Below are 22,965 nucleotides of genomic sequence, written 5' to 3' on the forward strand. Positions count from 1 at the left end.
CAAAGTTCCCGCGTTGAAAAGGCCGAATGCTGTCACTAAGATGGATTTTTACCCCTTCCAACAATAAGAAATATTATGCAAGCCACCATCGCACCCCCACTCGACGCCGACGACGCGTCCACACCGGTGAACTCCCGCGGGAAAGTCATCGTCGCCTCGCTGGTCGGTACCGCCATCGAGTTCTTCGACTTCTACATCTACGCCACCGCCGCGGTGATCGTGTTTCCACATATCTTCTTCCCACAGGGCGACCCGACCACCGCAACGCTGCAGTCGCTGGCCACCTTCGCCGTCGCCTTTGTCGCGCGCCCTATCGGCTCTGCGCTGTTCGGGCACTTCGGCGATCGCGTGGGGCGCAAGGTCACGCTGGTCGCCTCGCTGCTGACCATGGGGATTTCCACCGTGCTGATCGGCCTGCTGCCGAGCTATGAAACCATCGGCATCTTCGCCCCTATCCTGCTGGCGCTGGCGCGCTTCGGGCAGGGCCTGGGACTGGGCGGCGAATGGGGCGGCGCCGCCCTGCTGGCGACGGAGAACGCGCCGGCCAAAAAGCGCGCGCTGTACGGCTCCTTCCCCCAGTTGGGCGCGCCGATCGGCTTCTTCTTCGCCAACGGCACCTTCCTGCTGCTCTCCTGGCTGCTGAGCGACCAGCAGTTTATGGAATGGGGCTGGCGCGTGCCGTTCATCCTCTCCGCCGCGCTGGTGCTGATTGGCCTGTACGTTCGGGTGTCGCTGCATGAAACGCCGGTGTTCGCCAAAGTGGCCAAAGCCGGCAAACAGGTGAAAGTGCCACTCGGCACGCTGCTGAGCAAGCATCTGAAAGCGACCATCCTCGGCACTTTCATCATGCTGGCGACCTACACGCTGTTTTATCTGATGACGGTGTATTCGATGACCTACGGCACCACGCCGCAGCCGTTGGGGCTCGGCTACTCCCGCAACAGCTTCCTGTGGATGCTGATGGTGGCGGTAATCGGTTTCGGCGTGATGGTACCGATCGCCGGCCTGCTGGCGGACGCGTTCGGCCGCCGCAAGACCATGATCGCCATTACCCTGCTGATGATCGGCTTCGCGTTCCTGTTCCCGACCCTGCTGGGTTCCGGTAACCAGGCGCTGGTGATGGGCTTCCTGCTGTGCGGCCTGAGCATCATGGGGCTGACCTTTGGCCCCATGGGCGCGCTGCTGCCGGAGCTGTTCCCGACCGAAGTGCGCTATACCGGCGCATCGTTCTCCTACAACGTCGCGTCTATTCTCGGCGCGTCCGTGGCGCCTTATATCGCCACCTGGCTGGCGGCCCACTACGGGCTGTTCTACGTCGGCATGTACCTGGCGGCGATGGCTGGGTTGACGCTGTTGGCCCTGCTGCTGATGAAAGAAACCCGCCACCAGTCGCTGTGATCCCCTACGGCCCCCTCACTGCGGGGGGCCGCACGCGTTGTTCGTTTCCTGTCATAAAACCGGGCTATGCTGGACGTTTCTCTCGGTAACAGGATTGGCCGATGTCTCTGCGTCGTGGGGTATTTGTCTGCGTTGCGCTGCTGGCGGCTCTCGCCATCGCGCTCTATTACGGGTTGAAGCCCGACCATCCCGATGCGCTGTGGCGCATCGTCAGCCAGCAATGTCTGCCCAATCAGCAGGCGCATGACAACCCGGCGCCCTGCGCGCAGGTGGATGTGCCGGCCGGCTTCGTGGTGTTTAAAGATCGCAACGGGCCGCTGCAATACCTGCTGATGCCCAGCGCCAAAATCACCGGGATAGAAAGCCCGGCGGTGCTGGACGCCGCCACGCCGAATTTCTTCGCCCAGGCCTGGCGCGCGCGCCACGTGATGGCGGAACGCTATGGCAAACCGATCGACGACGGCGATATTTCACTGGCGATCAACTCGGAATATGGCCGCACGCAAAACCAGCTGCATATTCATATCTCCTGCCTGTTGCCGGCGGTAAAACAGCGGCTGGCGCAGATCGGCCCCGATTTTATCGAGCAATGGCAACCGCTGCCCGGCGGCCTGTTGGGGCATGACTATCTGGGGCGGCGGGTGACCCCTGCCGAGCTGGAGCAACAGGGCGCCTTCCGTCTGTTGGCCTCCGGCCTGCCGCGCGCCGACGGGCGCATGGGCAGCTTCGGCCTGGCGATGACCGCGCTGCCGGACGGCGATTTCCTGCTGCTGGCGACCGAGCGCAGCCTGCTGCCGTTCACCCTGGCCTCGGCGGAAGAGATCCAGGATCACGACTGCCGGCTACTCTCACCGCCGCCGCGTGCCTGATTACTTTTTGCCTTTCATCTCCCGCAGGATCTGCCCGCACTGGTTTTCCTCGCCGCCTTCACTGGGCGAGACCAGCGCCAGCAGCGCCGCCGCCGGCGTCAGCACCGCCCCCAACGCCACCGCCGCCGCGCCGCGCGCGATCAGCGGCCCGGCTTTCACCCCGGCGTCGGGGTGCTTGAAGGTGCCTTTCACGTACAGCGGCGAGCGCAGGGTCAGCACGCGCATCCCCTTGCTTTCCGGATCGATGGACAAATCCAGCCGTTCGGTGGCGAGGTTGGTGTTGCCGGTGATGTTGATCACCGCGTTCTCGGTGTCGAACACGAACAGCCGCGGCGCGGCGACGCCGCTGCGGATGCCGACGTCCGCCGCGGCACAGTTGATGCCCACCACGTCGTCGCCGAACAGCTGCGCCACCAGATAGTTGCCGACGTTCAGGCCGAGGATCTCCATCAGGCTACGGCTGATCACCCCGTTATTGATCAACAGGCGCAGGTCGCCGTTGCTGGTCGCCAGCAGCTCGGCCACCGAATTTCCGCTGCCCGTCAGCCTGGCATCGCCGTTCATTTGCCCAAGGCTGCGCTTCATCGCCGCTACGTTCGGCAACAGCTGTTTGAGCTGGAGTTTGCGCGCGTGCATATCCACCTGGCCGCGCATCGGCTTTTTGCCGCCGTCGAGGCGCACCACGGCGTTCAGGCTGCCGCCCGCCATGCCGAAGCGCAGCGGATCCAGACGCAACTCGCCATTGTTCAGCTTCAGGTGCGTGGCCAAATCGCTCAGCGGTAAATCGCTGCCGCGTTCGATGCGCGCGGCGGCAAACTTCACGTCCGCATCCATCTTGCGCCAGCTTTGCGTATCGAACTGCGCGACCGGCAGCACCTTATCCGCCGGTTGGCGGCTCTTCTCGCCGCGCCCGGCTTTGGCAGCGTTGGAATCCGCGCCGATCAACGGCGCCAGATCCGCCAACCTCAGCTGCCGGGAGCTCACCGCGCCGCTCAGCGTCGGCCGCGGCTTACCGGCAACGTATTTCAAGTCACCGTGAATGTCACTGTCGCCGATTTTGCCGTCGAACTTCTGATATTCGAACACGGCGCCGCCCGGCTGATGCAGGCGGGCTATCAGATGGCCATCGGTCGCATACGGCGGCGTGTTCGGCAGCAGCACGCCGGTCAGGCCATAGAGGTCACCCAGGCTTTCGCCGGAAAATTTCAGCTGCACGTCCAGGCCGCCGAGGTTCAGCGGATCGGACAAGGTGCCCGCCACCGCAACACGGGTGCTGCCGGAACGCACGTCGGCCTGCAGCGGGAACGGCAGATCGGCGCTCTGCAGTGACAGCATGCCGCCGATCTTGCCGCTGCCGCTCAGCGGTTCGCCGTTATATTTGCCCTTGACCTGCCAACCGAAAACGTAGTCGGGGGTAGCGGCCTTGCCGCCGCTCTGCTTGCCGGTCACTTCACTGAACGGCAGCGGTTTACCGAGCGGATCGATGACGGCGCGGAAATCCGCCTTCAGGGTGGCGTCTTTAAAGGCGATCTGTCCCTTGTCGAACACGATGTCGTGAACGGTGAACGACCAGGCGGAAGGCGGTTGCTGCGGATCCTGGCCAGCAGCCAGATCAAACGTCCAGTTGTTGTCGCCGTTGGCCAGGCGTTCCAACGACGCATTCGGCTGCTTGAGCCAGATGCGCGGGATCAGCAGTTCTTTCCTCAGCAGCGCCAGCGGCGCGATGCTGGCGTCGACGCGCTGCAGCGTCACCATGCTGTCGCCGGGCATGTTTTTCGGGTTACCCAGCCACACGTCTTCGGCGTGAATATGCGGCCAGGGCACCCAGGCGCGCCAGCCGCCCTCATCCCGGTTACGCGACCAGTCGACGCCCAGATCGCCGCGGATGGCGAACGGCCGCCGCAGTTCGGCCGACACTTTGTCGTTGATGGTGGGTTTGAGTCGATTCCAGTCGAAGGTAGCGATGAAGATCGCCAGCGCGACGATCGCCAGCAGCACAATGCCGCCCAGCCAGCTGAAAACCTTTCCTGTTCTTGTCATAGGGCTCCCTCAGCACATAAACCGGGCTGCCGAATGAAAGGAAAAAGAATGAGCAGCCCCGTTTAAGCCTAGCTGAGGATAGGCCGGAGTTCACGCCGGCGCGCCGGGCGCGGCGAACAGCGTCGGTACGCTGTGCAGAGTTTCAAAGCACGCCGGGCGGGAAAGATAGTAGCCCTGCGCGGCCAACGCGCCGGAACGCTGCACCAGCCGCCACTCCTGCTCGGTTTCCACGCCTTCGACGATCACCCCGTCGCTGTGCTGGTTCATCATCGTGATCAGGGTGCCGAGCAGCTGTACGCCCTCTTCCGACTGTTTGAGCAAGGTGAACAACTCGCGCGCCACCTTGATGTATTGATAGCGCCAGGCGCCGACGGCGGAGAAGTTGGCCAGCCCGCTGCCGAAATCGTCCAGCCACAGCCGTTCGCCGCCGACGATCTGCTGCAACGGGTGGTTTGACGCCGTTTCGGCGTGCTCCACCAGCTCGAAGCGCAGATAGGGCATCTCGGCGATCTGGCGTTGCAGCTCGCTATGACGTTGCAACGCTTGCAGCGCGATGCCGTCGATATTGACCGACACCATCACCGCGTGGCGAATGAACAATGCCTGCCAGCGCTGCAACAACGCCAGCTGTTCCTGGATCACCCGCAAACGCTGGGCGACGCCGAGCGAGGCGAAATACTGTTCGGGAGATTGCCGTTTGTCCGGCTCATTCGGGTGATATACCGCCGTCAGCAGTTCCACCGCCAGCAGCGCGCCGCTGGTGCGATAAATCGGCTGGAAGGTATACAAGCGCCGGCATTGCCGCCAGTAGCGCCGCGATTTGGCGCAGGCATAGAGGGCAAAACAGGGCGCCAGCAGACCCGAGATCAGGTTGGTTATCATCGGTACTATCGCCGTGGCGGGGAAGTGAGAGCGCTGCCGCTGTTTCTTTACCCAGCTTATCGGCCGTACCGCGTAAAACTTTAAGCATGAATTGCCGCGCGCTTTCCTCTTCGCCCTGTTGGCATGGGCCGATCGCGATCATAAAAAATTAAAACACTGTTTTAATTTATTGACTCCCTCACCGCCTTGCGTGGAGACTGATGGCTGTTGCTTCTTCTTTAGCCAGGGCTTATTGACGATGACTATCCGAAATCTCGCCGTGATCGGCGAATGCATGATCGAGCTGTCGCAGCAGGGCGCGCAGCTGACGCGCGGCTTTGGCGGCGATACCCTCAACACCGCCGTCTACCTCGCCCGCCAAATGCCGGAACAGGCGCTGCAGGTGCATTACGTCACCGCGCTCGGCACCGACAGCTTCAGCGGCGAGATGCTGCAGGCCTGGCGGCAGGAGAAGATCGAGACCGGGCTGATTCAGCAGTTGGAAAACAAACTGCCGGGCCTGTACGTGATCGAAACCGACGCCGCCGGCGAACGCACCTTCTACTACTGGCGCAACGACGCCGCCGCCCGGTATTGGCTTGCGGGCCCCCAGGCCGAGGTACTGTGCGCCCAGCTGGCGCAGTTCGATTATCTGTATCTCAGCGGCATTAGCCTGGCGATCCTCGCGCCTGCCGACCGCACGAAGCTGCTGGCGCTGCTGCACCGCTGCCGCGCCAACGGCGGCCAGGTTATCTTCGACAACAACTACCGCCCGCGCCTGTGGCAAAGCCGTGAAGAAACACAGCTGGCCTACCGCGAGGTGCTGGCCTGCACCGACATTGCCTTCCTGACGCTGGATGACGAAGCGTTGCTGTGGGGCACGCAGCCGGTTGAACAGGTGGTGGCACGCACGCAGGCGCTCGGCGTCGGCGAGATCGTTATCAAACGCGGCGCGGATGCCTGTCTGGTGTTCGGCGTGGAGGGAGAGCGACTTGAGGTACCGGCGATTGCGCTGCCGCCGGAGTGCGTAGTGGATACCACCGCGGCGGGCGACGCTTTCAGCGCCGGTTATCTGGCGGAACGCCTGAGCGGCGGCAGCGCCCAGCAGGCGGCGCAGCGCGGCCACCGGCTTGCCGCGACGGTGATCCAACATCGCGGCGCCATCATTCCCGCAACGGCAATGCCCGCATAGCCAATAAGGCGGCGGCGAGGTTACCCCGCCGCCCGCGCAATAGTTCCCAGAAACATTGATCAGAGGATGATTGAAAGAATTTCCCTGGCGTTGGCTTATTTCCGCCCAGAGCTGCTAAGCTCGGGTCTTGGCATTACCGCCTTTTTGAATTTATTAGCCGAGTATAAATTTCAATCCGCCGCACTGACTAGCTGGACTTTGGTGCAGGTCGGGCTGAGCCGCCGAACGACAGGGAGGTTACCGATGGCCGTCGCATTCGCCAACGCCGTCGCCGCAAGACTGCATCTTGACGGCCGACTGCACGCCTTCAGCCAATTCAAATACGCTTATTTGACCTTCAACAAACACCGTCCCGATCGCCATCTGCTGGTCTCGAGCTACCCGCAAGAATGGCTGGACATCTACAGCGCCAATCGCTATCAGCGCATCGATCCCGTCGTGCGCGCCGCCCATAGTCGCTGCGCGCCCTTCATGTGGCACGACACCCCCGTCACCACCGAGGATCGGCATTACCGGAAGATCTTCAGCCAGGCGCGGGAATACGACATCGTGCACGGCTGCAGCTTTGTTTTGCACGATCACGACAACAACCTGGCGATCTTGTCGATCAGCGCCACGGCAGCCGATGACGCCGATCTGCGGCAGCTGATGGAAGACGAGAGGGCCAGCCTGCAGATGGTATTGGTCGATACCCACCAGCACGCTCTGGCCTTGGCCAGCGCCGAGGCGAGCCGGACAGACCGGCTCTCGCCGCGCGAAGGGGAAATCCTCTACTGGGCCAGCCAGGGCAAAACCTACCATGAGATCGCGCTGATCCTGGGGATCAAAACCGGCACGGTGAAGTTTCACATCGGCAATGCGGTGCGTAAGCTGGGGGTCGCCAACGCCAAACACGCGATCCGGCGCTGCCTTGAACGGCAGCTGCTCGCGCCGCCGGAGGCATAAAAAAAGCCGGCATCACAGCCGGCTTTGTGTTCTTTACCTTGCGGAAAATCAGCCCGCAACGGCGATACGTTTCATGTCGGTCATGTAGCCACGCAGTTTGCGACCGACGGTTTCGATTGGGTGGCTGCGCACCGCTTCGTTCACGTCGCGCAGCTGCGCGTTGTCCACCGCCGTACCCGCCGCGGCTTTGCCCAAATCGCCCGCCTGCAGGGTGGTCATGAAGTCCTTCAGCAGCGGCACCGCCGCGTTGGCGAACAGGTAGTTGCCGTACTCTGCGGTATCGGAGATAACCACGTTCATTTCATACAGACGTTTGCGCGCAATGGTGTTGGCAATCAGCGGCAGCTCGTGCAGCGACTCATAGTAAGCCGACTCTTCGATGATGCCGGCATCGACCATGGTTTCGAACGCCAGCTCAACGCCCGCTTTCACCATCGCCACCATCAGCACGCCGTGATCGAAGTACTCTTGCTCGCTGATTTTGCCTTCAAACTGCGGCGCATTCTCGAACGCGGTTTTGCCGGTCTCTTCGCGCCAGGTCAGCAATTTCACGTCGTCTTCCGCCCAGTCGGCCATCATGCCGCTGGAGAACGCGCCGGAGATGATGTCATCCATGTGCTTCTGGAACAGCGGCGCCATGATGGTTTTCAGCTGTTCGGACAGCGCATAGGCACGCAGCTTGGCCGGGTTGGACAGGCGATCCATCATCAGCGTGATGCCGCCCTGCTTCAGCGCTTCGGTGATGGTTTCCCAGCCGAACTGAATCAGTTTCTCGGCGTAAGCCGGATCGGTGCCCTCAGCAACCAGCTTGTCGAAGCACAGCAGCGAACCCGCCTGCAGCATGCCGCACAGAATGGTCTGCTCGCCCATCAGGTCGGATTTCACTTCGGCGACGAAGGAGGACTCCAGCACGCCGGCGCGGTGGCCGCCGGTCGCCGCCGCCCAGGCCTTGGCGATCGCCATGCCTTCGCCTTTCGGATCGTTTTCCGGGTGAACCGCAATCAGAGTCGGCACGCCGAAGCCGCGCTTGTACTCTTCACGCACTTCGGTGCCCGGGCATTTCGGCGCGACCATCACCACGGTGATGTCTTTACGCACCTGCTCACCCACTTCAACGATGTTGAAGCCGTGGGAGTAACCCAGCGCCGCGCCGTCTTTCATCAGCGGCTGCACCGCGCGCACCACGGAAGAGTGCTGCTTGTCCGGCGTCAGGTTGACCACCAGATCCGCCTGCGGGATCAGGTCTTCGTAGGTGCCGACCTTAAAGCCGTTTTCGGTCGCCTTGCGCCAGGAAGCGCGCTTCTCGTCGATCGCTTCTTTGCGCAGGGCATAGGCGACGTCCAGGCCGGAGTCGCGCATGTTCAGCCCCTGGTTCAGACCCTGGGCGCCACAGCCGACAATCACCACTTTTTTACCTTTCAGGTAGCCGGCTTCGTCAGCAAATTCGTCGCGCGCCATAAAGCGGCATTTACCCAATTGCGCCAACTGCTGACGCAGGTTCAATGTGTTGAAATAGTTAGCCATGGTGGTACTCCGGTTTGATGTTGTCTTGCATTGTTATTTTCATTCCCCGCCCTGTCTGTGCGGAGATTCGTTAAACTCAATGTATAACAGGAAATTCGTTGCTTAAATTGATATATTGAGAACGTGATATTGCAATTTATGCAACACTCTCACTGCGAGCGTATCGATATGGATTTACGTGATTTAAAGCTGTTCCTGCATTTGGCCGAAAGCCATCACTTCGGGCGCACCGCCAAGGCGATGCACGTCAGCCCATCGACGCTCTCCCGCCAGATCCAGCGGCTGGAAGAGATCCTCGGGCAGCCGCTTTTCCTGCGCGACAACCGCACCGTGCAGCTGACCGACGCCGGCGAACAGCTGAAAGAATTCGCCCAGCAAACGCTGCTGCAGTATCAGCAGCTGAAGCACTCGCTCGGCCAGCACGGCCCTTCGCTGAGCGGCGAACTGCGGCTGTTCTGCTCGGTGACCGCGGCGTACAGCCACCTGCCGCCGATCCTCGATCGTTTCCGCGCGCAGCACCCGCTGGTCGAGATTAAGCTGACCACCGGCGACGCCGCCGACGCGGTCGACAAAGTGCAATCCAACGAGGCCGATCTCGGCATCGCCGGCCGGCCGGAAACGCTGCCCGCCAGCGTGGCGTTCACCAAAATCGGCGAAATCCCGCTGGTGCTGATCGCGCCGGCGCTGCCCTGTGCGGTGCGCAGCCAGGCATTCGCCGACAGGCCCGACTGGGCCGAGATCCCGTTCATCCTGCCGGAGCACGGCCCCTCGCGAAAACGCATCGAGCTGTGGTTCCGCCGCCACCGCATTAGCAATCCGCTGATTTACGCCACCGTCGGCGGCCACGAAGCCATCGTGTCGATGGTCGCTTTGGGCTGCGGCATCGCGCTGATCCCGAGCGTGGTGGTGGACAACAGCCCGGAGCCGGTACGCAACCGCATCTCGCAGCTGGATAACATCTCGATGGTCGAACCGTTCGAGCTGGGGGTCTGCGTCCAGAAAAAGCGCCTCGGCGATCCGCTGATCGACGCCTTTTGGCGCTTGCTGCATCCCCGCTGACGCGAGGTTTACAGATCCGCCGGATCGATCTGCTTCATCGTCTCTACCTGCATCAGCCAGTGGTAGAGCGGCTCAAGCTGCAAAAAGGCCCCGGTCAGCAGCGGCACCAGATCGGCGCTGAACAGCTTTTCCACTTCGCTGTCGGTCACCATCACCGCAAACGACTTGCGGTTGTACCAGGTGGCGATCTCCGCCGCCTGCTCCTTCACCAGCGGGCGCTTGTAGCTCTCACCCACCAGCTCGAACGGCCGCCGGCAGCAGGCGGCCACCTCAAGGAAAGGCTGCGGCCGCTGCCTCAGCGTATGGCGGAACAGATCCATGGTCGGCTTGTTGGCGCTGTAGTAGCCGAGCCCATAGCGCAGCATGTCCGGCCCCAGTTCGAAAAAGTAGACCGGCGCGTCTTTCCAGTCTTTGCTCGGACGCTTGAACGTCAGCCACATGCGGCTGCGGTAGCGCGATTTGTCATGAGAAAAACGCGTGTCGCGATGAATGCGCGATAGCGTTTTGCCGATCGCCGGGCGAGTCTCGAACTGCGGGTCGATCGCCAGCATGCCGGGAGCCAGCTGCTCCACCAGCGCGCGAAACGGCGCCAGCAGCTCGCGATCGTAGATATCGCGGTTGCCGTCGAACCACGCCTTATCGTTCTCGATCCGCACCTGCTGCAGGAAATTCAGACCCTGCTGGCTAAAGCCGGAGAAGGGTTGCGTCATAAGTTTTTCCGTTCTGACGGTTTATCGGGTGTTGCGCAGATCTTCCCTCTGCCAACGGCGTTTGATAAACACGCGCCGACGCGTGCGAAAGTAAGCGACATAGAGAGAGAACGCCGCCCGGTTGCTGAATAGTGCACCGCCAACCACGCCCCCCAGCAGCATGGCGACGGTGGCGATACCGGTCATCCCCGACGCCCACGCCGCCGCGGCGCCAAGGCAAAACAGGCCGAGCATGCCAAGGTAATATTGCAACAATACCACCCCGCTGTTTTTACCCTGCACCAGTTGGAACAGGATCAACGTCATCCACACCGCCACGATCGCGCCGCTGCCCATGAGAACGGCGGCGGAAGTCTTGCCGCTCCAGGCGGCCGCCACGTCCGTGGCCAGGCCCATCACGCCCGCCAGCCCCAACGTCAGGCATACCATCAGCAACATGACATTGCCGACGCCAGGCGGCGACAGCCGCTGGCCCGGCGTCAGGAAATGCTGCTCGAGCTGTGCATCCACGCCGGCGAACAGTGCGCGATCGCGCGCCGCGATTTGGCGTTCCATCTCCCGGCCCTGCGTCAATAAGCGGGCCAGCCGGCCGGGTAAACGCACCGGGCTCACCCCTGCAAAAAGAAGCGGAACGCCGGGTTGTCGGTTTCGTCGTGGCAATCGTAGCCCAGCGCCTGCAGGTGCCGCTCGAATTCCGGCTCGGTTTGCGCCAGTTCGAAGGCCGCCAGCACCCGGCCGAAGTCGGTGCCGTGGCTGCGATAGTGGAACAGCGAAATGTTCCAGTGCGTGCCCAGCGTCTGCAGGAATTTCAGCAGCGCGCCCGGCGACTCCGGAAACTCAAAGCTGTACAGCCGTTCGCGCAGCGGCTTCGACGGACGCCCGCCCACCATGTAGCGCACGTGCAGTTTGGCCATCTCGTCGTCCGACAGATCCACCACCTGATAACCGTCGGCATTGAGCTCGTCGATGATTTCCCGCCGTTCGGCGTGCCCGCGCGTCAGACGCACGCCGACAAAAATACAGGCGTTGTCGGCATCGGCGTAGCGATAGTTGAATTCGGTCACCGAGCGGCCGCCCAACAGTTGGCAGAACTTGAGGAAGCTGCCCTGCTGTTCCGGAATGGTCACCGCCAACAGCGCTTCACGCTGTTCGCCCAGTTCGCAACGCTCGGAAACGTAGCGCAGCCCGTGGAAGTTGAGGTTGGCGCCGGATAAGACGTGCGCCAGACGCTCGCCCTGAATGTTGTGCTGCTGGACGTACTTTTTCAGCCCCGCCAGCGCCAGCGCGCCGGAAGGTTCGGCAATGGCACGCACGTCCTCGAACAGATCTTTGACCGCCGCACAGATGGCGTCGCTGTCCACAGTGATTACGTCGTCCAGATACTCACGGCACAGGCGGAAGGTTTCGTCGCCGATACGCTTCACCGCCACGCCTTCGGCGAACAGCCCGACGCGCGCCAGATCCACCGGATGGCCGGCATCCAGCGCCGCACGCAGGCAGGCGGAGTCTTCCGCTTCGACGCCGATCACTTTGATCTGCGGCATCAGCTGCTTGATCAGCACCGCCACCCCGGCGGCCAGGCCGCCGCCGCCGACCGGCACGAAGACCCGATCCAGATGCGCGTCTTGCTGCAGCAGCTCCATCGCCAGCGTGCCCTGCCCGGCAATCACCGTCGGATGATCGAACGGCGGCACGAAGGTCATGCCCTGCTGCTGGGAAAGCTCGATCGCCTTCGCTTTGGCCTCGTCGAAATTGGCGCCGTGCAGCAGCACTTCACCGCCGAAACCGCGCACCGCATCCACCTTGATGTCCGCAGTGGACACCGGCATCACGATCAGCGTTTTGATGCCCAGCCGTTTACCGGAGAAGGCGACGCCCTGCGCGTGGTTGCCGGCCGAAGCCGTCACGACGCCGCGCGCCTTCTGCTCTTCGTCCAGCCCGGCGATCATCGCATAGGCCCCGCGCAGCTTGAAGCTGTGCACCGGCTGGCGATCTTCGCGCTTCACCAAAATGGTGTTGCCGAGGCGCGAAGAAATTTTGCTCATGGCCTGCAACGGGGTGACCTGCGCCACCTCGTAGACCGGCGAGCGCAGTACCGCTCGCAGATATTCCGCGCCGCAGGGGGCGCTGGGTAGGGGTTGAGAGACCGCCATGCTGCTTATCCCCCCAGTTTGCTCTTGTCGCGCACCGCGCCTTTGTCGGCGCTGGTGGCCAACGAGGCGTAGGCGCGCAGCGCGAAGGATACCTGACGCTCACGGTTTTTCGGCGTCCAGGCCGCGTCGCCGCGCGCCAGTTCCGCTTCATGCCGCGCCGCCAGCTCCTGCTCGCTGACGTCCAGCTGGATGCCGCGATGAGGAATGTCGATCGCGATCATGTCGCCGTCCTGCACCAGGGCGATCAGGCCGCCGTTGGCCGCCTCCGGCGAGGCGTGGCCGATGGACAGCCCGGAGGTGCCGCCGGAGAAACGCCCGTCGGTAATCAGCGCGCACGCCTTGCCCAGCCCCATCGATTTCAGATACGTGGTTGGGTAAAGCATTTCCTGCATGCCCGGCCCGCCTTTCGGCCCTTCGTAACGGATAACGACTACGTCGCCCGCCACCACTTTGCCGCCGAGGATCGCTTCTACCGCATCATCCTGGCTTTCATACACTTTGGCCGGGCCGCGGAAGGTGAGGATTTCCTTGTCTACGCCGGCGGTTTTGACGATGCAGCCGTTTTCCGCCAGGTTACCGTACAGCACCGCCAACCCGCCGTCCTGACTGTAGGCGTGTTCACGGGTGCGGATGCAGCCCTCCTTGCGGTCGGTGTCCAGCGAATCCCAGCGGCAGTCCTGCGAGAATGCCTGCGTGGTGCGGATACCGGCCGGCCCGGCGGAGTACATTTTCTTGACGCTTTCGTCGCGGGTCAGCATTACGTCGTAGGCTTCCAGCGTCTGCGGCAGGGTCAGCCCCAGCACGTTGTTCACCTCGCGGTTCAGCAAGCCGGCGCGATCCAGCTCGCCGAGGATGCCGATGACGCCGCCGGCGCGGTGCACGTCTTCCATATGGTATTTCTGCGTGCTCGGCGCCACCTTGCACAGGTGCGGCACTTTGCGCGACAGGCGATCGATGTCTTCCATGGTGAAGTCCACCTCGCCTTCCTGCGCCGAAGCCAGCAGGTGCAGTACGGTGTTGGTCGAGCCGCCCATGGCGATGTCCAGCGTCATGGCGTTCTCAAACGCCGCCTTGTTGGCGATATTGCGCGGCAGCGCGCTCTCGTCGTCCTGCTCGTAATAGCGTTTGGTCAGCTCGACGATGCGCTTGCCGGCGTTGAGGAACAGCGCTTTGCGATCGGCGTGGGTGGCCAGCAGCGAGCCGTTGCCCGGCTGCGACAGGCCCAGCGCTTCGGTCAGGCAGTTCATCGAGTTAGCGGTGAACATGCCGGAGCAGGAACCGCAGGTCGGGCAGGCGGAACGCTCGATCTGCTCGCTGTCGGCGTCGCTGACGTTCGGGTTAGCGCCCTGGATCATCGCATCCACCAGATCCAGCTTGATGATCTGGTTGGAGAGTTTGGTCTTGCCGGCTTCCATCGGGCCGCCGGAGACGAAGATCACCGGGATATTCAGGCGCAACGCCGCCATCAGCATGCCCGGGGTGATCTTGTCGCAGTTGGAGATGCACACCATCGCGTCGGCGCAGTGGGCGTTCACCATGTATTCGACCGAGTCGGCGATCAGCTCGCGCGACGGCAGGGAATAGAGCATGCCGCCGTGGCCCATGGCGATGCCGTCATCCACCGCGATGGTGTTGAACTCTTTGGCCACGCCGCCAGAAGCTTCGATCTGCTCGGCGACCAGTTTGCCCAGATCGCGCAGATGCACGTGGCCCGGCACGAACTGGGTAAAGGAGTTGACCACGGCGATGATCGGCTTGCCGAAATCGGCGTCGGTCATCCCGGTCGCGCGCCACAATGCGCGGGCACCCGCCATATTGCGGCCGTGGGTGGTGGTGGCGGAACGGTACTTAGGCATGCTCTTTTCACTCCAAATGTATTTATGACAGGCGGCGAACGAACCGCCTGGATATTCTTATCTGTCTGTCTTGTCGTTACGGATTTACCGGATCCAGCCAGCCGTATTTGTCTTCTGTCTTGCCGCTGAACAGGCCGAAGAACGCCTGTTGGATCTGTTTGGTCACCGGGCCGCATTTGCCGATGCCGACCTGAATGCCGTCCACGCTGCGTACCGGCGTGATTTCCGCCGCGGTGCCGGACATGAACACTTCGTCGGCCAGGTACAGCGATTCGCGCGACAGCACCTGCTCACGCACTTCGAAGCCCATGTCTTTCGCCAGCTTGATGATCGCATCGCGGGTGATGCCCGGCAGCGCCGAAGAGGTGAACGGCGGGGTGTAAATCACGCCGTCTTTCACTTCAAACAGGTTCTCGCCCGCCCCTTCGGAAATGTAGCCGTGCACGTCGAGCGCGATGCCTTCCTGATAGCCGTGGCGACGCGCTTCGCTGCCCACCAGCAGGGAGGAAAGATAGTTACCGCCGGCCTTGGCCGCAGTGGGGATCGTGTTTGGTGCGACGCGGTGCCAGGAGGAGACCATCGCATCGATGCCTTGATCCAGCGCTTCTTCACCCAGATAAGCGCCCCAAGGAAACGCCGCGATAATCACGTCCGTTTTGTAACCGGCCGGCGGGTTGACGCCCATGCCTACATCGCCGACGAACACCAGCGGGCGGATGTACGCGCTGACCAGGTTGTTCTTGCGCAGCGTGGCACGGCAGGCTTCCATCAGCTCGTCGACGCTTTGCGAAACCGGCATGCGGTAGATTTTCGCCGAGTCGTGCAGGCGCTGCATATGTTCGCGATGACGGAACACCACCGGCCCCAAGTGCGAGTCGTAGCAGCGCACGCCTTCAAATACCGACGTGCCGTAATGCAGCGCGTGCGACATCACGTGCACTTTGGCCTCGGCCCAGGGAACCATCTCACCATTGAACCAAATGTAATCGGCTTTCTTTGTCATTGTTATTTATCCTTCTCGGCGCCTCAGGCGCGTATTTGTTGTGATGTTGGCTGCTGGATCTCGACGCAGGAGACGTCCAGCAGTTTGCTTAACTGAGATGACAACAGGGCGACCGGACGCGGGCTGGCAACGGTCAATTCGATATTGATGCTGTCGGCGTTGGCCGGAGAAACCATATTCATAGCACAAACCTGAAAGCCGCGATGACGCACGACCCGCAATACGCGCTCTAACATTTCGGGGCGAAAACGCGCCTGGATAGAGAGTTGATGCTGCATCATGATATTTCCTCCAACATGGTTTCGTTGCCGGCGCCCGGCGGCACCAGCGGCCAGACGTTTTCGAGTTCGTCGATAGAGACCTGCAGCAGATAAGGGCCTTCGGTGTTGAACAGCGCCTCGAGCGCGCCTTCCACCTGATCCTTTCGGCTGATGCGCTGGCCGGGAATGCCGAAGGCGGCGGCCAGCATCAGGAAGTCGGGGTTATCGGACAGGTTGGTTTCGCTGTAGCGGCCGTCGAAGAACAGCTGCTGCCATTGACGCACCATTCCGAGGCGCTGGTTGTCCAGCAGCACGATCTTGAGCGGCAGCTGTTTGCGCTTGATGGTACCCAGCTCCTGCACGTTCATCATGAAGGAGCCATCGCCCGAGACGCAGATCACCGTATCTTGCGGACGCGCGACTTGAGCCCCCACCGCCGCCGGCACGCCGAACCCCATGGTGCCGAGGCCGCTGGAGGTGATGAAATTCTCCGGGCGTTCGAACGTCATGTGCTGCGCGCTCCACATCTGGTGCTGGCCCACGTCGGTGGTCACTACGCTGTTGGCCGGCTTGCGGGCGGACAGCTGGCGCAAGAACAATGGCGCGTAGATCGGCTGGCCGGGGTGATCGTAGCGACAGACGTGCTCGGCTTTCAGCGCCGTCACCTGCTGCTGCCAGGCGGCGATATTCAGCGGGTGCTGCAACGCCGGCAGCAACGCTTTCAGATCGCCCTGCAGGGCCACATGTGCCTGGCGCAGCTTGCTCATCTCCGCCGGATCGATATCCATGTGGATCACTTTGGCGTGCGGTGCGAAGGCGTTCAGTTTGCCGGTCACGCGGTCATCGAAACGCGCGCCGACGGCAATCAGCAAATCGCACGCCTGCACCGCCAGGTTGGCAGCCTTGGTGCCGTGCATGCCCAACATGCCGAGGTACAGCGGATCTTGCGCATCCGGCGCGCCCAGCCCCTTCAGGGTGGCGACGTTCGGCATGCGGGTCACGGCGATAAATTCACGCAGCGCCGGCACCGCCTGTGCCATACCCACGCCGCCGCCGACGTACAGCATCGGTTTGTGCGCCTGCGCCAGCAGCTCGGCCGCTTCTGCCAACGCTGCCGCCGGGAACGCCGGCGCCTCGTCGACCGGCATCAGATGCGGGTGCAAGTCGCCCTGCGCCAGCTGGATGTCTTTCGGGATATCGATCAGCACCGGGCCAGGGCGGCCGCCTGCGGCGATGGCGAACGCTTCCGCCATGATGCCCGGCAAGGCGTCCAGCGATTCCACCAGGAAGCTGTGCTTGGTGCAGGCCAGAGACAGGCCGAGAACATCGATCTCCTGAAAGGCATCGGTGCCGATCAGCGCGGAACCCACCTGACCGGTGATGGCGACAACGGGAACGGAATCGAGCAGCGCATCAGCCAGGCCAGTGATCAGGTTGGTGGCGCCAGGGCCGGAAGTGGCGATGCAAACGCCGACTTTGCCAGTGGCGCGGGCGTAGCCGATGGCGGCCATCGCGGCGCCCTGTTCATGGCGACACAGCAGGTGTTCCACACCGCCGTCGTACAGCGCATCGTACACCGGCATGATTGCCCCACCCGGATAGCCGAATACGGTATCCACACCCTGCGCACGCAACGCTTGAACTACCCACTGAGCGCCATTCATAGTTATTTCCCCGCCTTACTTCGACAACTGCAGGATTTTGTTCTGTTTCTCATGCTCTGCCCCTTGCTCCACTTTTCTCTTGCCAATAAAAAACCCCCGGACCTGACGGTGCGGGGGTTCTCTTGCGATTCCGGCTTGTTTGCTAAGCCTTTCTTCGTCCAAGTGCAGCCCCGCACGGTGGGATAATAATCACCACCACGCTAATCACGACTAGGCTAATCACTTGGGCAAAGGCTTTCATAATGGGTTTGTTCACTGTGCTCATTCAGAACTAATGCTTACAGAGGTACCATAGTCGCGCGCGGCATGACAACACTTTTTTTGCGTTATTATTCGGCGCAATCTGGTCATACCTCACGCAAATCGCCCCTCTTTCACACGTTGGCGCGCATGTCCGGATTTTTCACCGCGTCGGTGATCGCCTTGCCGCGCGTATCCTTGCCAAAGAACACCAACAGGGCGATCGCCACCGCCACCGTACCGGCGACGATCGCCATCGCCAGGCCGTAATTGTGCCCATGATGCTCGGCGATGGTGGCTTGCAGCGTGGCGTTGACCGAGGCTATCAGATTGCCCAGCTGGTACACGAACCCCGGCAGCACCGCGCGGGTGTTGGCCGGCACCAGTTCGGTCAGGTAGGTCGGTATCACGCCCCAGGCACCCTGCACCATGAACTGCATCAGGAAAGCGCCGATCCCGAGCATCAGTGAACCGCTGGAAAACGCCCACAGCGGGATCACCGGCAACGCCAGCAGCGCGGCGATGATGATCGCTTTCTTACGGCCGATCTTTTCCGATAACGAACCGAAGAATACGCCGCCGATAATGGACGCGATATTGTAGCTTATGGCAATGATACTGACGGTTTTAGGGTCGAAACCGTGCTGAACTTTCAAAAATACCGGATACAGATCTTGCGTGCCGTGGGAGAAGAAATTGAACGCCGCCATCAGCAGCACCAGATAGCAGCACAGCTTCCAGTGGCTCTTCAGCACCGGTAGCAAGGCGGTGCTTTCTTTGCGTTCGCGCGCCGCCAGCCACACCGGCGACTCCTGCACGCAATAATAAATAAACGGCAGCAGCAGGATCGGCGCTGCGCCGATAACGAACATGCCGCGCCAGCCGACCGTTTCGAACAGCAGGCCGTACACCACCGCCGCCAGCAGATAACCGAACGGATAGCCGGCTTGGAAAATACCCGACATCAGGCCGCGTGAGCGGTCCGGTATGGTTTCCATCGCCAATGACGACGCCACGCCCCAGATGCCGCCCATCGCAACCCCGTACAGCACCCGCAGCAGCAAAAAGACCGTCAGCGAGGGCGCGGCGGCGGAGAGCAGCTCAAATACCGAGAAGAAGACGATATTCAACATCAGGATCGGCTTGCGGCCATATTTTTCCGCCGCGCGCCCGAAGATCAGCGCGCCGATAGGCCGCACCGCCAGCGTGAGCAGAATCGCCAACGTGACCTGTTCCAGGCCGACGTGAAAGGATTGCGCGATATCGCTGAGTAAGAATACCAGCACGAAAAAATCGAAAGCATCGAGCGTCCAGCTTGAAAAGCTGGCGATTGCCGCGTTGCGTTGCAGCGGGGTCCAACCAAACATAGTGTTATCCCTACCGTAGAGTACGAAGTCAGGAGGCTTAGCGGCTGCCGGGCAGAATGCGGCGGCGGTCGGAGTTTGTTAAAGAAGTGATTTTTCTTTTAATCAATTGTTAAATATACCCATCAAGCCTATGGTTGCAATGCGTCTGGGCCGCTAATGTGTTGCAGCCTTCGGCGATATTGTTAATGGGTATTGCCGCAGCCTGCGAGGCGGATCGCACAATCTCATTCGCTGAAATGAAAATCGGCAATTACGCTGCGAACCTCCGGGAAAAATCGCTAATAACGCCGCGCGAAGCCAGAATGAATCGCGCATCATGTTGCCCTCAGCAAGGAGAGCGATATGTCATTGGCGGTAATCTATAGCCGCGCCATCATCGGCGTTCAGGCCCCTTCAGTAACGGTGGAGGTGCATATCAGCAATGGCCTGCCCGGCCTGACGCTGGTCGGTCTGCCAGAAACCACGGTGAAAGAGGCGCGCGATCGGGTGCGCAGCGCCCTGATCAACAACGGTTTCACCTTTCCCGCCCGGCGCATCACCGTCAATTTGGCGCCCGCCGATCTGCCGAAAGAAGGCGGGCGTTACGATCTGCCGATAGCACTGGCGATCCTCGCCGCCTCCGAGCAATTGCCCCTCGCACCGTTGGCGCGCTACGAGTTTCTTGGCGAGCTCGCACTGTCCGGCGCACTGCGCGCGGTCAGGGGCGCGATCCCGGCGGCGCTGGCGGCGGCTGACGCCGGGCGGCAACTGATCCTCTCGACGGACAATGCCGCCGAAGTCGGCCTGATTGCGCAGTCGCACTCCCATACCGCCCGGCACCTGTTGGAAGTCTGTGCCTTTCTGCTCGGCCAGGGCGAGCTGCCGGTGGCGGCCACGCCTCCCGCTGTGGACATCGCCTGCGACAACGCCGATCTGCGCGACATCATCGGCCAGGAACAGGCCAAGCGGGCTCTGGAGATCGCCGCCGCCGGCGGGCATAACCTGCTGCTGATTGGGCCGCCGGGCACCGGTAAAACCATGTTGGCCAGCCGCCTCACGGGCTTGCTGCCGCCGCTCACGGAGCATGAGGCGCTGGAAAGCCTGGCGGTCGCCAGCTTGCAGCACCATATCCCCGCAGCCCTACCATGGCGCCAGAGGCCGTTTCGCGCACCGCATCACAGTGCATCGATGGCGGCGTTGGTCGGCGGCGGCTCACTGCCGCGCCCGGGTGAAATCTCTATGGCGCATAACGGCGTGCTGTTTCTGGATGAGCTACCGGAATTCGAGCGTAAGGTGCTGGATGCGCTGCGTGAGCCGCTGGAGTCCGGCGAGATCGTAATTTCACGCGCCAACGCCAAGTTCTGTTTCCCCGCCAGAGTGCAGTTGATTGCGGCAATGAACCCCAGCCCGACCGGGCATTATCAGGGGTTGCACAATCGCGCCTCACCGCAGCAGGTATTACGCTATCTGGCCCGGCTGTCAGGGCCTTTTCTCGACCGTTTCGATCTTTCTATCGAAGTGCCGCTGTTACCGCCGGGTACGCTCAGTCAGCGGAAAACGCATGGAGAGAGCAGTGAGCAGGTGCGGAAGCGGGTGCAGCAGGCACGCGCCCGGCAGCTCGAACGCGCCGGGAAAGTCAACGCGCTGTTGAGCAACCGCGAAGTGGAACGTGATTGCGTTCTGCAGGCAGCAGACGCCGAGTTTTTGGAGGCAACATTAAACGCGCTGGGGTTATCGGTCCGCGCCTGGCAGCGCATTTTGAAAGTGGCGCGCACGCTGGCGGATTTGGCGGGGGATGCGGAGCTCAACAGGAGCCACCTCTGCGAAGCGCTGGGCTATCGCAGTATGGACCGTCTGCTGTTACAGCTGCATCGTAGTCTGGAATAGAAAATGGGGCCCGCAGGCCCCATCGTCTTTAGTCGTCGCTGTCGCTGTAATCTTCTACTGCGTCAGCCTGCGGTTTACCGCCGGACAGAGTATGGAATTTCTTCGGGCGACGTGTGCGCGCCAGATATTTAGCCCATACTTTTTCCTGCTCGGTAGCCGCTTCGCGCTCACCGCGGCACACTGCGACGAACAGCTGTTCTTCTTCAGTGACCGGCTGACGTTTGCCCGAGTCCAGCTCGTTAAACGCGTAGCCAAAGCGCTCTAGCAATTGCGCCTCTTTAATGGTGAAATCGCCGTGACGGGAGAACCCGCGAGGGTAATGTTTATTATCAAAAAAACGATTGGTCGTGGTGAAGCTATCCGCCATCTGACACGCTCCTAATTCTCTTATGGCCGTGCTGTTTATGGCGCGGAGTATTAGATAGGCTTGACAGCGTGTAAAACAAAACATTTAAATCTTAACGACAAATTTTTTTGGAGATAGGTGTGGATACCGAATTACTGAAAACCTTTTTGGAGGTCAGTAGAACGCGTCACTTTGGCAGAGCCGCAGAATCTTTGTACTTAACGCAGTCCGCGGTCAGTTTCCGCATCCGTCAGTTAGAAAACCAGCTGGGCGCAAATTTATTTACCCGTCATCGCAATAATATCCGTCTGACACCTGCCGGTGAGCGGCTTCTGCCCTATGCCGAGAGCCTGATGAACACCTGGCAGCTGGCGAAGAAGGAGGTCGTGCGTTCGCTGCAACACACCGAGTTGTCGATCGGCGCGACCGCTTCGCTGTGGGAAGCCTATCTGACCCCCTGGTTGCAGGCGCTCTATCAACAACGCGAGGCGCTACAGCTCGAAGCCAGGGTGGCATTAAGGCACTCTTTGGTAAAACAACTGCATGAAAGGCAGCTCGATTTACTGATCACCACTGAACCGCCGAAGATGGATGAATTGGCCAGCCAGCAGCTGAGCAATTTCTCATTACGCCTGTTCTCATCCGCGCATCGTGATAAACAAGCCCCAATGCCCTACATCAAGCTGGAATGGGGAGCCGACTTTCACCAACAGGAAAGCCGCATGCTGGAAGGCGATAACGTGCCGGTGCTCACCACTACCTCCGCTCACCTGACGCGTCAGCTGCTGGAAACCACGGGCGGATGCGCTTTCCTGCCCAGCCAGTGGGAACAAGAGTACCCACAGCTGGTGGCCGCCGCTGAGATCCCACCGATTATCCGCCCACTGTATGCCGTCTGGTTGCAAAACAGCGATCAACAGCCTTTGATTCGGCAATTACTTAAAATACCTTTAAATACCGCAGCCTAAAGCGTTATGGCGGCCTTAAACGCCGTCATCGTGGTTATGACTGTCTATCAAGCAAAAACGCGCTCATCGCCTTCTGAGAGGAGATAATGCAAAACAGCAAGGGAATCAGGAGGTCACGGGGGTAAAGATCGGAAGAAAGATGGAGCAACCAGGATCGGGCAAACATCGGCACCTAACGTCCATGTGCTCTGTTCCAAAGCGGTAAGGAAGAAAAATGATAGGCAAAAAAAAACCCTTTGCTTTCGCAAAGGGTTCTTAATATGGCAGGGGCGGAGAGACTCGAACTCGCGACACCCGGTTTTGGAGACCGGTGCTCTACCAACTGAGCTACGCCCCTAAATCTCGCTTAACATTATGCCTGCTAATAAAGCAGGCATAATTAAATAAGTGGCGGAACGGACGGGGCTCGAACCCGCGACCCCCTGCGTGACAGGCAGGTATTCTAACCAACTGAACTACCGCTCCACCGATTCTTTTACGTTGCATCTCTCGATGCCGGCAAAATCGCGCTCTGCGATTTGCGCATTACCAGTCGTCACACTGATAACGTTTATTTGATGCCTGGCAGTGTCCTACTCTCGCATGGGGAGACCCCACACTACCATCGGCGCTACGGCGTTTCACTTCTGAGTTCGGCATGGGGT

The 22,965-nt window shown here is 61.2% G+C and carries 20 protein-coding genes, 2 tRNA genes and 1 rRNA gene; 7 read left to right on the forward strand and 16 right to left on the reverse strand.

Annotation, left to right across the window (positions count from 1 at the left end; translation table 11 throughout):
* The first annotated feature begins 75 nt into the window (after window positions 1-75).
* Entirely contained in the window at window positions 76-1,398 is a 1,323-nt protein-coding gene (locus tag ACUXAC_RS24080; RefSeq protein ID WP_038874673.1) for an MFS transporter, read from the forward strand.
* A 101-nt stretch (window positions 1,399-1,499) separates the two neighbouring features.
* Window positions 1,500-2,267, forward strand: a complete 768-nt coding sequence (locus ACUXAC_RS24085) for a CDP-diacylglycerol diphosphatase (RefSeq protein ID WP_047729636.1) — start codon at window positions 1,500-1,502, stop codon at window positions 2,265-2,267.
* Here the strand turns inward: ACUXAC_RS24085 and ACUXAC_RS24090 are convergent, their stop codons facing one another.
* Window positions 2,268-4,307, reverse strand: a complete 2,040-nt coding sequence (locus ACUXAC_RS24090; protein ID WP_060425392.1) for an AsmA family protein — start codon at window positions 4,305-4,307, stop codon at window positions 2,268-2,270.
* Between the two features lie 90 nt (window positions 4,308-4,397).
* Window positions 4,398-5,189: a cyclic-guanylate-specific phosphodiesterase gene (gene pdeH, locus ACUXAC_RS24095; RefSeq protein WP_060425390.1), complete on the reverse strand. Its 792-nt coding sequence runs from the start codon at window positions 5,187-5,189 to the stop codon at window positions 4,398-4,400.
* A 238-nt stretch (window positions 5,190-5,427) separates the two neighbouring features.
* Between pdeH and ACUXAC_RS24100 the strand changes: the two genes are divergently transcribed.
* Both ACUXAC_RS24100 and ACUXAC_RS24105 read left to right on the forward strand, forming a co-directional pair.
* Complete coding sequence (locus ACUXAC_RS24100) at window positions 5,428-6,360, forward strand: 2-dehydro-3-deoxygluconokinase (RefSeq protein ID WP_084827063.1); 933 nt, start codon at window positions 5,428-5,430, stop codon at window positions 6,358-6,360.
* A gap of 243 nt (window positions 6,361-6,603) precedes the next feature.
* On the forward strand, window positions 6,604-7,305 hold the full coding sequence (locus ACUXAC_RS24105; RefSeq protein ID WP_060441493.1) for a LuxR family transcriptional regulator: 702 nt from the start codon (window positions 6,604-6,606) through the stop codon (window positions 7,303-7,305).
* A gap of 48 nt (window positions 7,306-7,353) precedes the next feature.
* On the opposite strand, the gene ilvC is transcribed toward ACUXAC_RS24105, so the two are convergent.
* Window positions 7,354-8,829 (reverse strand): ketol-acid reductoisomerase, encoded by a 1,476-nt coding sequence (gene ilvC / locus ACUXAC_RS24110; RefSeq protein WP_038874693.1) that lies wholly within the window; start codon window positions 8,827-8,829, stop codon window positions 7,354-7,356.
* Between the two features lie 168 nt (window positions 8,830-8,997).
* Between ilvC and ilvY the strand changes: the two genes are divergently transcribed.
* Window positions 8,998-9,888 (forward strand): HTH-type transcriptional activator IlvY, encoded by an 891-nt coding sequence (gene ilvY / locus ACUXAC_RS24115; protein WP_100396802.1) that lies wholly within the window; start codon window positions 8,998-9,000, stop codon window positions 9,886-9,888.
* Window positions 9,889-9,896: 8 nt separating this feature from the next.
* Here the strand turns inward: ilvY and ACUXAC_RS24120 are convergent, their stop codons facing one another.
* From ACUXAC_RS24120 to ACUXAC_RS24160, 9 genes are all read right to left on the reverse strand, one after another.
* A complete protein-coding gene (locus ACUXAC_RS24120; protein ID WP_102985373.1) occupies window positions 9,897-10,598 on the reverse strand; it encodes a DUF2461 domain-containing protein in 702 nt (233 codons plus the stop codon).
* A 21-nt stretch (window positions 10,599-10,619) separates the two neighbouring features.
* Window positions 10,620-11,153, reverse strand: a complete 534-nt coding sequence (locus tag ACUXAC_RS24125) for a hypothetical protein (RefSeq protein WP_060441496.1) — start codon at window positions 11,151-11,153, stop codon at window positions 10,620-10,622.
* 53 nt (window positions 11,154-11,206) lie between these two features.
* On the reverse strand, window positions 11,207-12,751 hold the full coding sequence (gene ilvA / locus ACUXAC_RS24130) for a threonine ammonia-lyase, biosynthetic (RefSeq protein ID WP_033654502.1): 1,545 nt from the start codon (window positions 12,749-12,751) through the stop codon (window positions 11,207-11,209).
* A 5-nt stretch (window positions 12,752-12,756) separates the two neighbouring features.
* Window positions 12,757-14,607 (reverse strand): dihydroxy-acid dehydratase, encoded by a 1,851-nt coding sequence (ilvD, locus tag ACUXAC_RS24135; protein WP_033649965.1) that lies wholly within the window; start codon window positions 14,605-14,607, stop codon window positions 12,757-12,759.
* 76 nt (window positions 14,608-14,683) lie between these two features.
* The gene (locus ACUXAC_RS24140) at window positions 14,684-15,610 is read right to left on the reverse strand and encodes a branched-chain amino acid transaminase (protein ID WP_033636413.1); all 927 of its coding nucleotides are present in this window, start codon (window positions 15,608-15,610) and stop codon (window positions 14,684-14,686) included.
* Between the two features lie 23 nt (window positions 15,611-15,633).
* Entirely contained in the window at window positions 15,634-15,891 is a 258-nt protein-coding gene (gene ilvM, locus ACUXAC_RS24145; RefSeq protein WP_038874702.1) for an acetolactate synthase 2 small subunit, read from the reverse strand.
* Window positions 15,888-17,534, reverse strand: coding sequence for an acetolactate synthase 2 catalytic subunit (gene ilvG / locus ACUXAC_RS24150; RefSeq protein WP_147840468.1), 1,647 nt, complete (start codon window positions 17,532-17,534; stop codon window positions 15,888-15,890). Before ilvG ends, ilvM begins: the two co-directional genes overlap by 4 nt.
* A 142-nt stretch (window positions 17,535-17,676) precedes the next feature.
* The gene (gene ilvL / locus ACUXAC_RS24155) at window positions 17,677-17,775 is read right to left on the reverse strand and encodes an ilv operon leader peptide (RefSeq protein WP_013814970.1); all 99 of its coding nucleotides are present in this window, start codon (window positions 17,773-17,775) and stop codon (window positions 17,677-17,679) included.
* A gap of 133 nt (window positions 17,776-17,908) precedes the next feature.
* On the reverse strand, window positions 17,909-19,141 hold the full coding sequence (locus ACUXAC_RS24160; RefSeq protein ID WP_084827060.1) for an MFS transporter: 1,233 nt from the start codon (window positions 19,139-19,141) through the stop codon (window positions 17,909-17,911).
* A 342-nt stretch (window positions 19,142-19,483) separates the two neighbouring features.
* Between ACUXAC_RS24160 and ACUXAC_RS24165 the strand changes: the two genes are divergently transcribed.
* Window positions 19,484-21,007, forward strand: a complete 1,524-nt coding sequence (locus ACUXAC_RS24165; RefSeq protein WP_454266915.1) for a YifB family Mg chelatase-like AAA ATPase — start codon at window positions 19,484-19,486, stop codon at window positions 21,005-21,007.
* Window positions 21,008-21,035: 28 nt separating this feature from the next.
* Here the strand turns inward: ACUXAC_RS24165 and ACUXAC_RS24170 are convergent, their stop codons facing one another.
* Entirely contained in the window at window positions 21,036-21,374 is a 339-nt protein-coding gene (locus ACUXAC_RS24170) for a DUF413 domain-containing protein (RefSeq protein ID WP_048232148.1), read from the reverse strand.
* Between the two features lie 119 nt (window positions 21,375-21,493).
* Between ACUXAC_RS24170 and hdfR the strand changes: the two genes are divergently transcribed.
* Window positions 21,494-22,321 (forward strand): HTH-type transcriptional regulator HdfR, encoded by an 828-nt coding sequence (hdfR, locus tag ACUXAC_RS24175; RefSeq protein ID WP_047729627.1) that lies wholly within the window; start codon window positions 21,494-21,496, stop codon window positions 22,319-22,321.
* Window positions 22,322-22,582: 261 nt separating this feature from the next.
* Here hdfR and ACUXAC_RS24180 read toward each other — a convergent pair.
* The 3 genes from ACUXAC_RS24180 to rrf form a co-directional block, all read right to left on the reverse strand.
* Window positions 22,583-22,658: transfer RNA gene (locus tag ACUXAC_RS24180), tRNA-Trp, on the reverse strand.
* Between the two features lie 51 nt (window positions 22,659-22,709).
* Window positions 22,710-22,786 (reverse strand) — tRNA-Asp (locus ACUXAC_RS24185).
* 94 nt (window positions 22,787-22,880) lie between these two features.
* Window positions 22,881-22,965, reverse strand: a 5S ribosomal RNA gene (gene rrf, locus ACUXAC_RS24190); the annotation flags it as partial.

It is taken from the genome of Serratia sp. 121840015-1, from assembly GCF_053627655.1.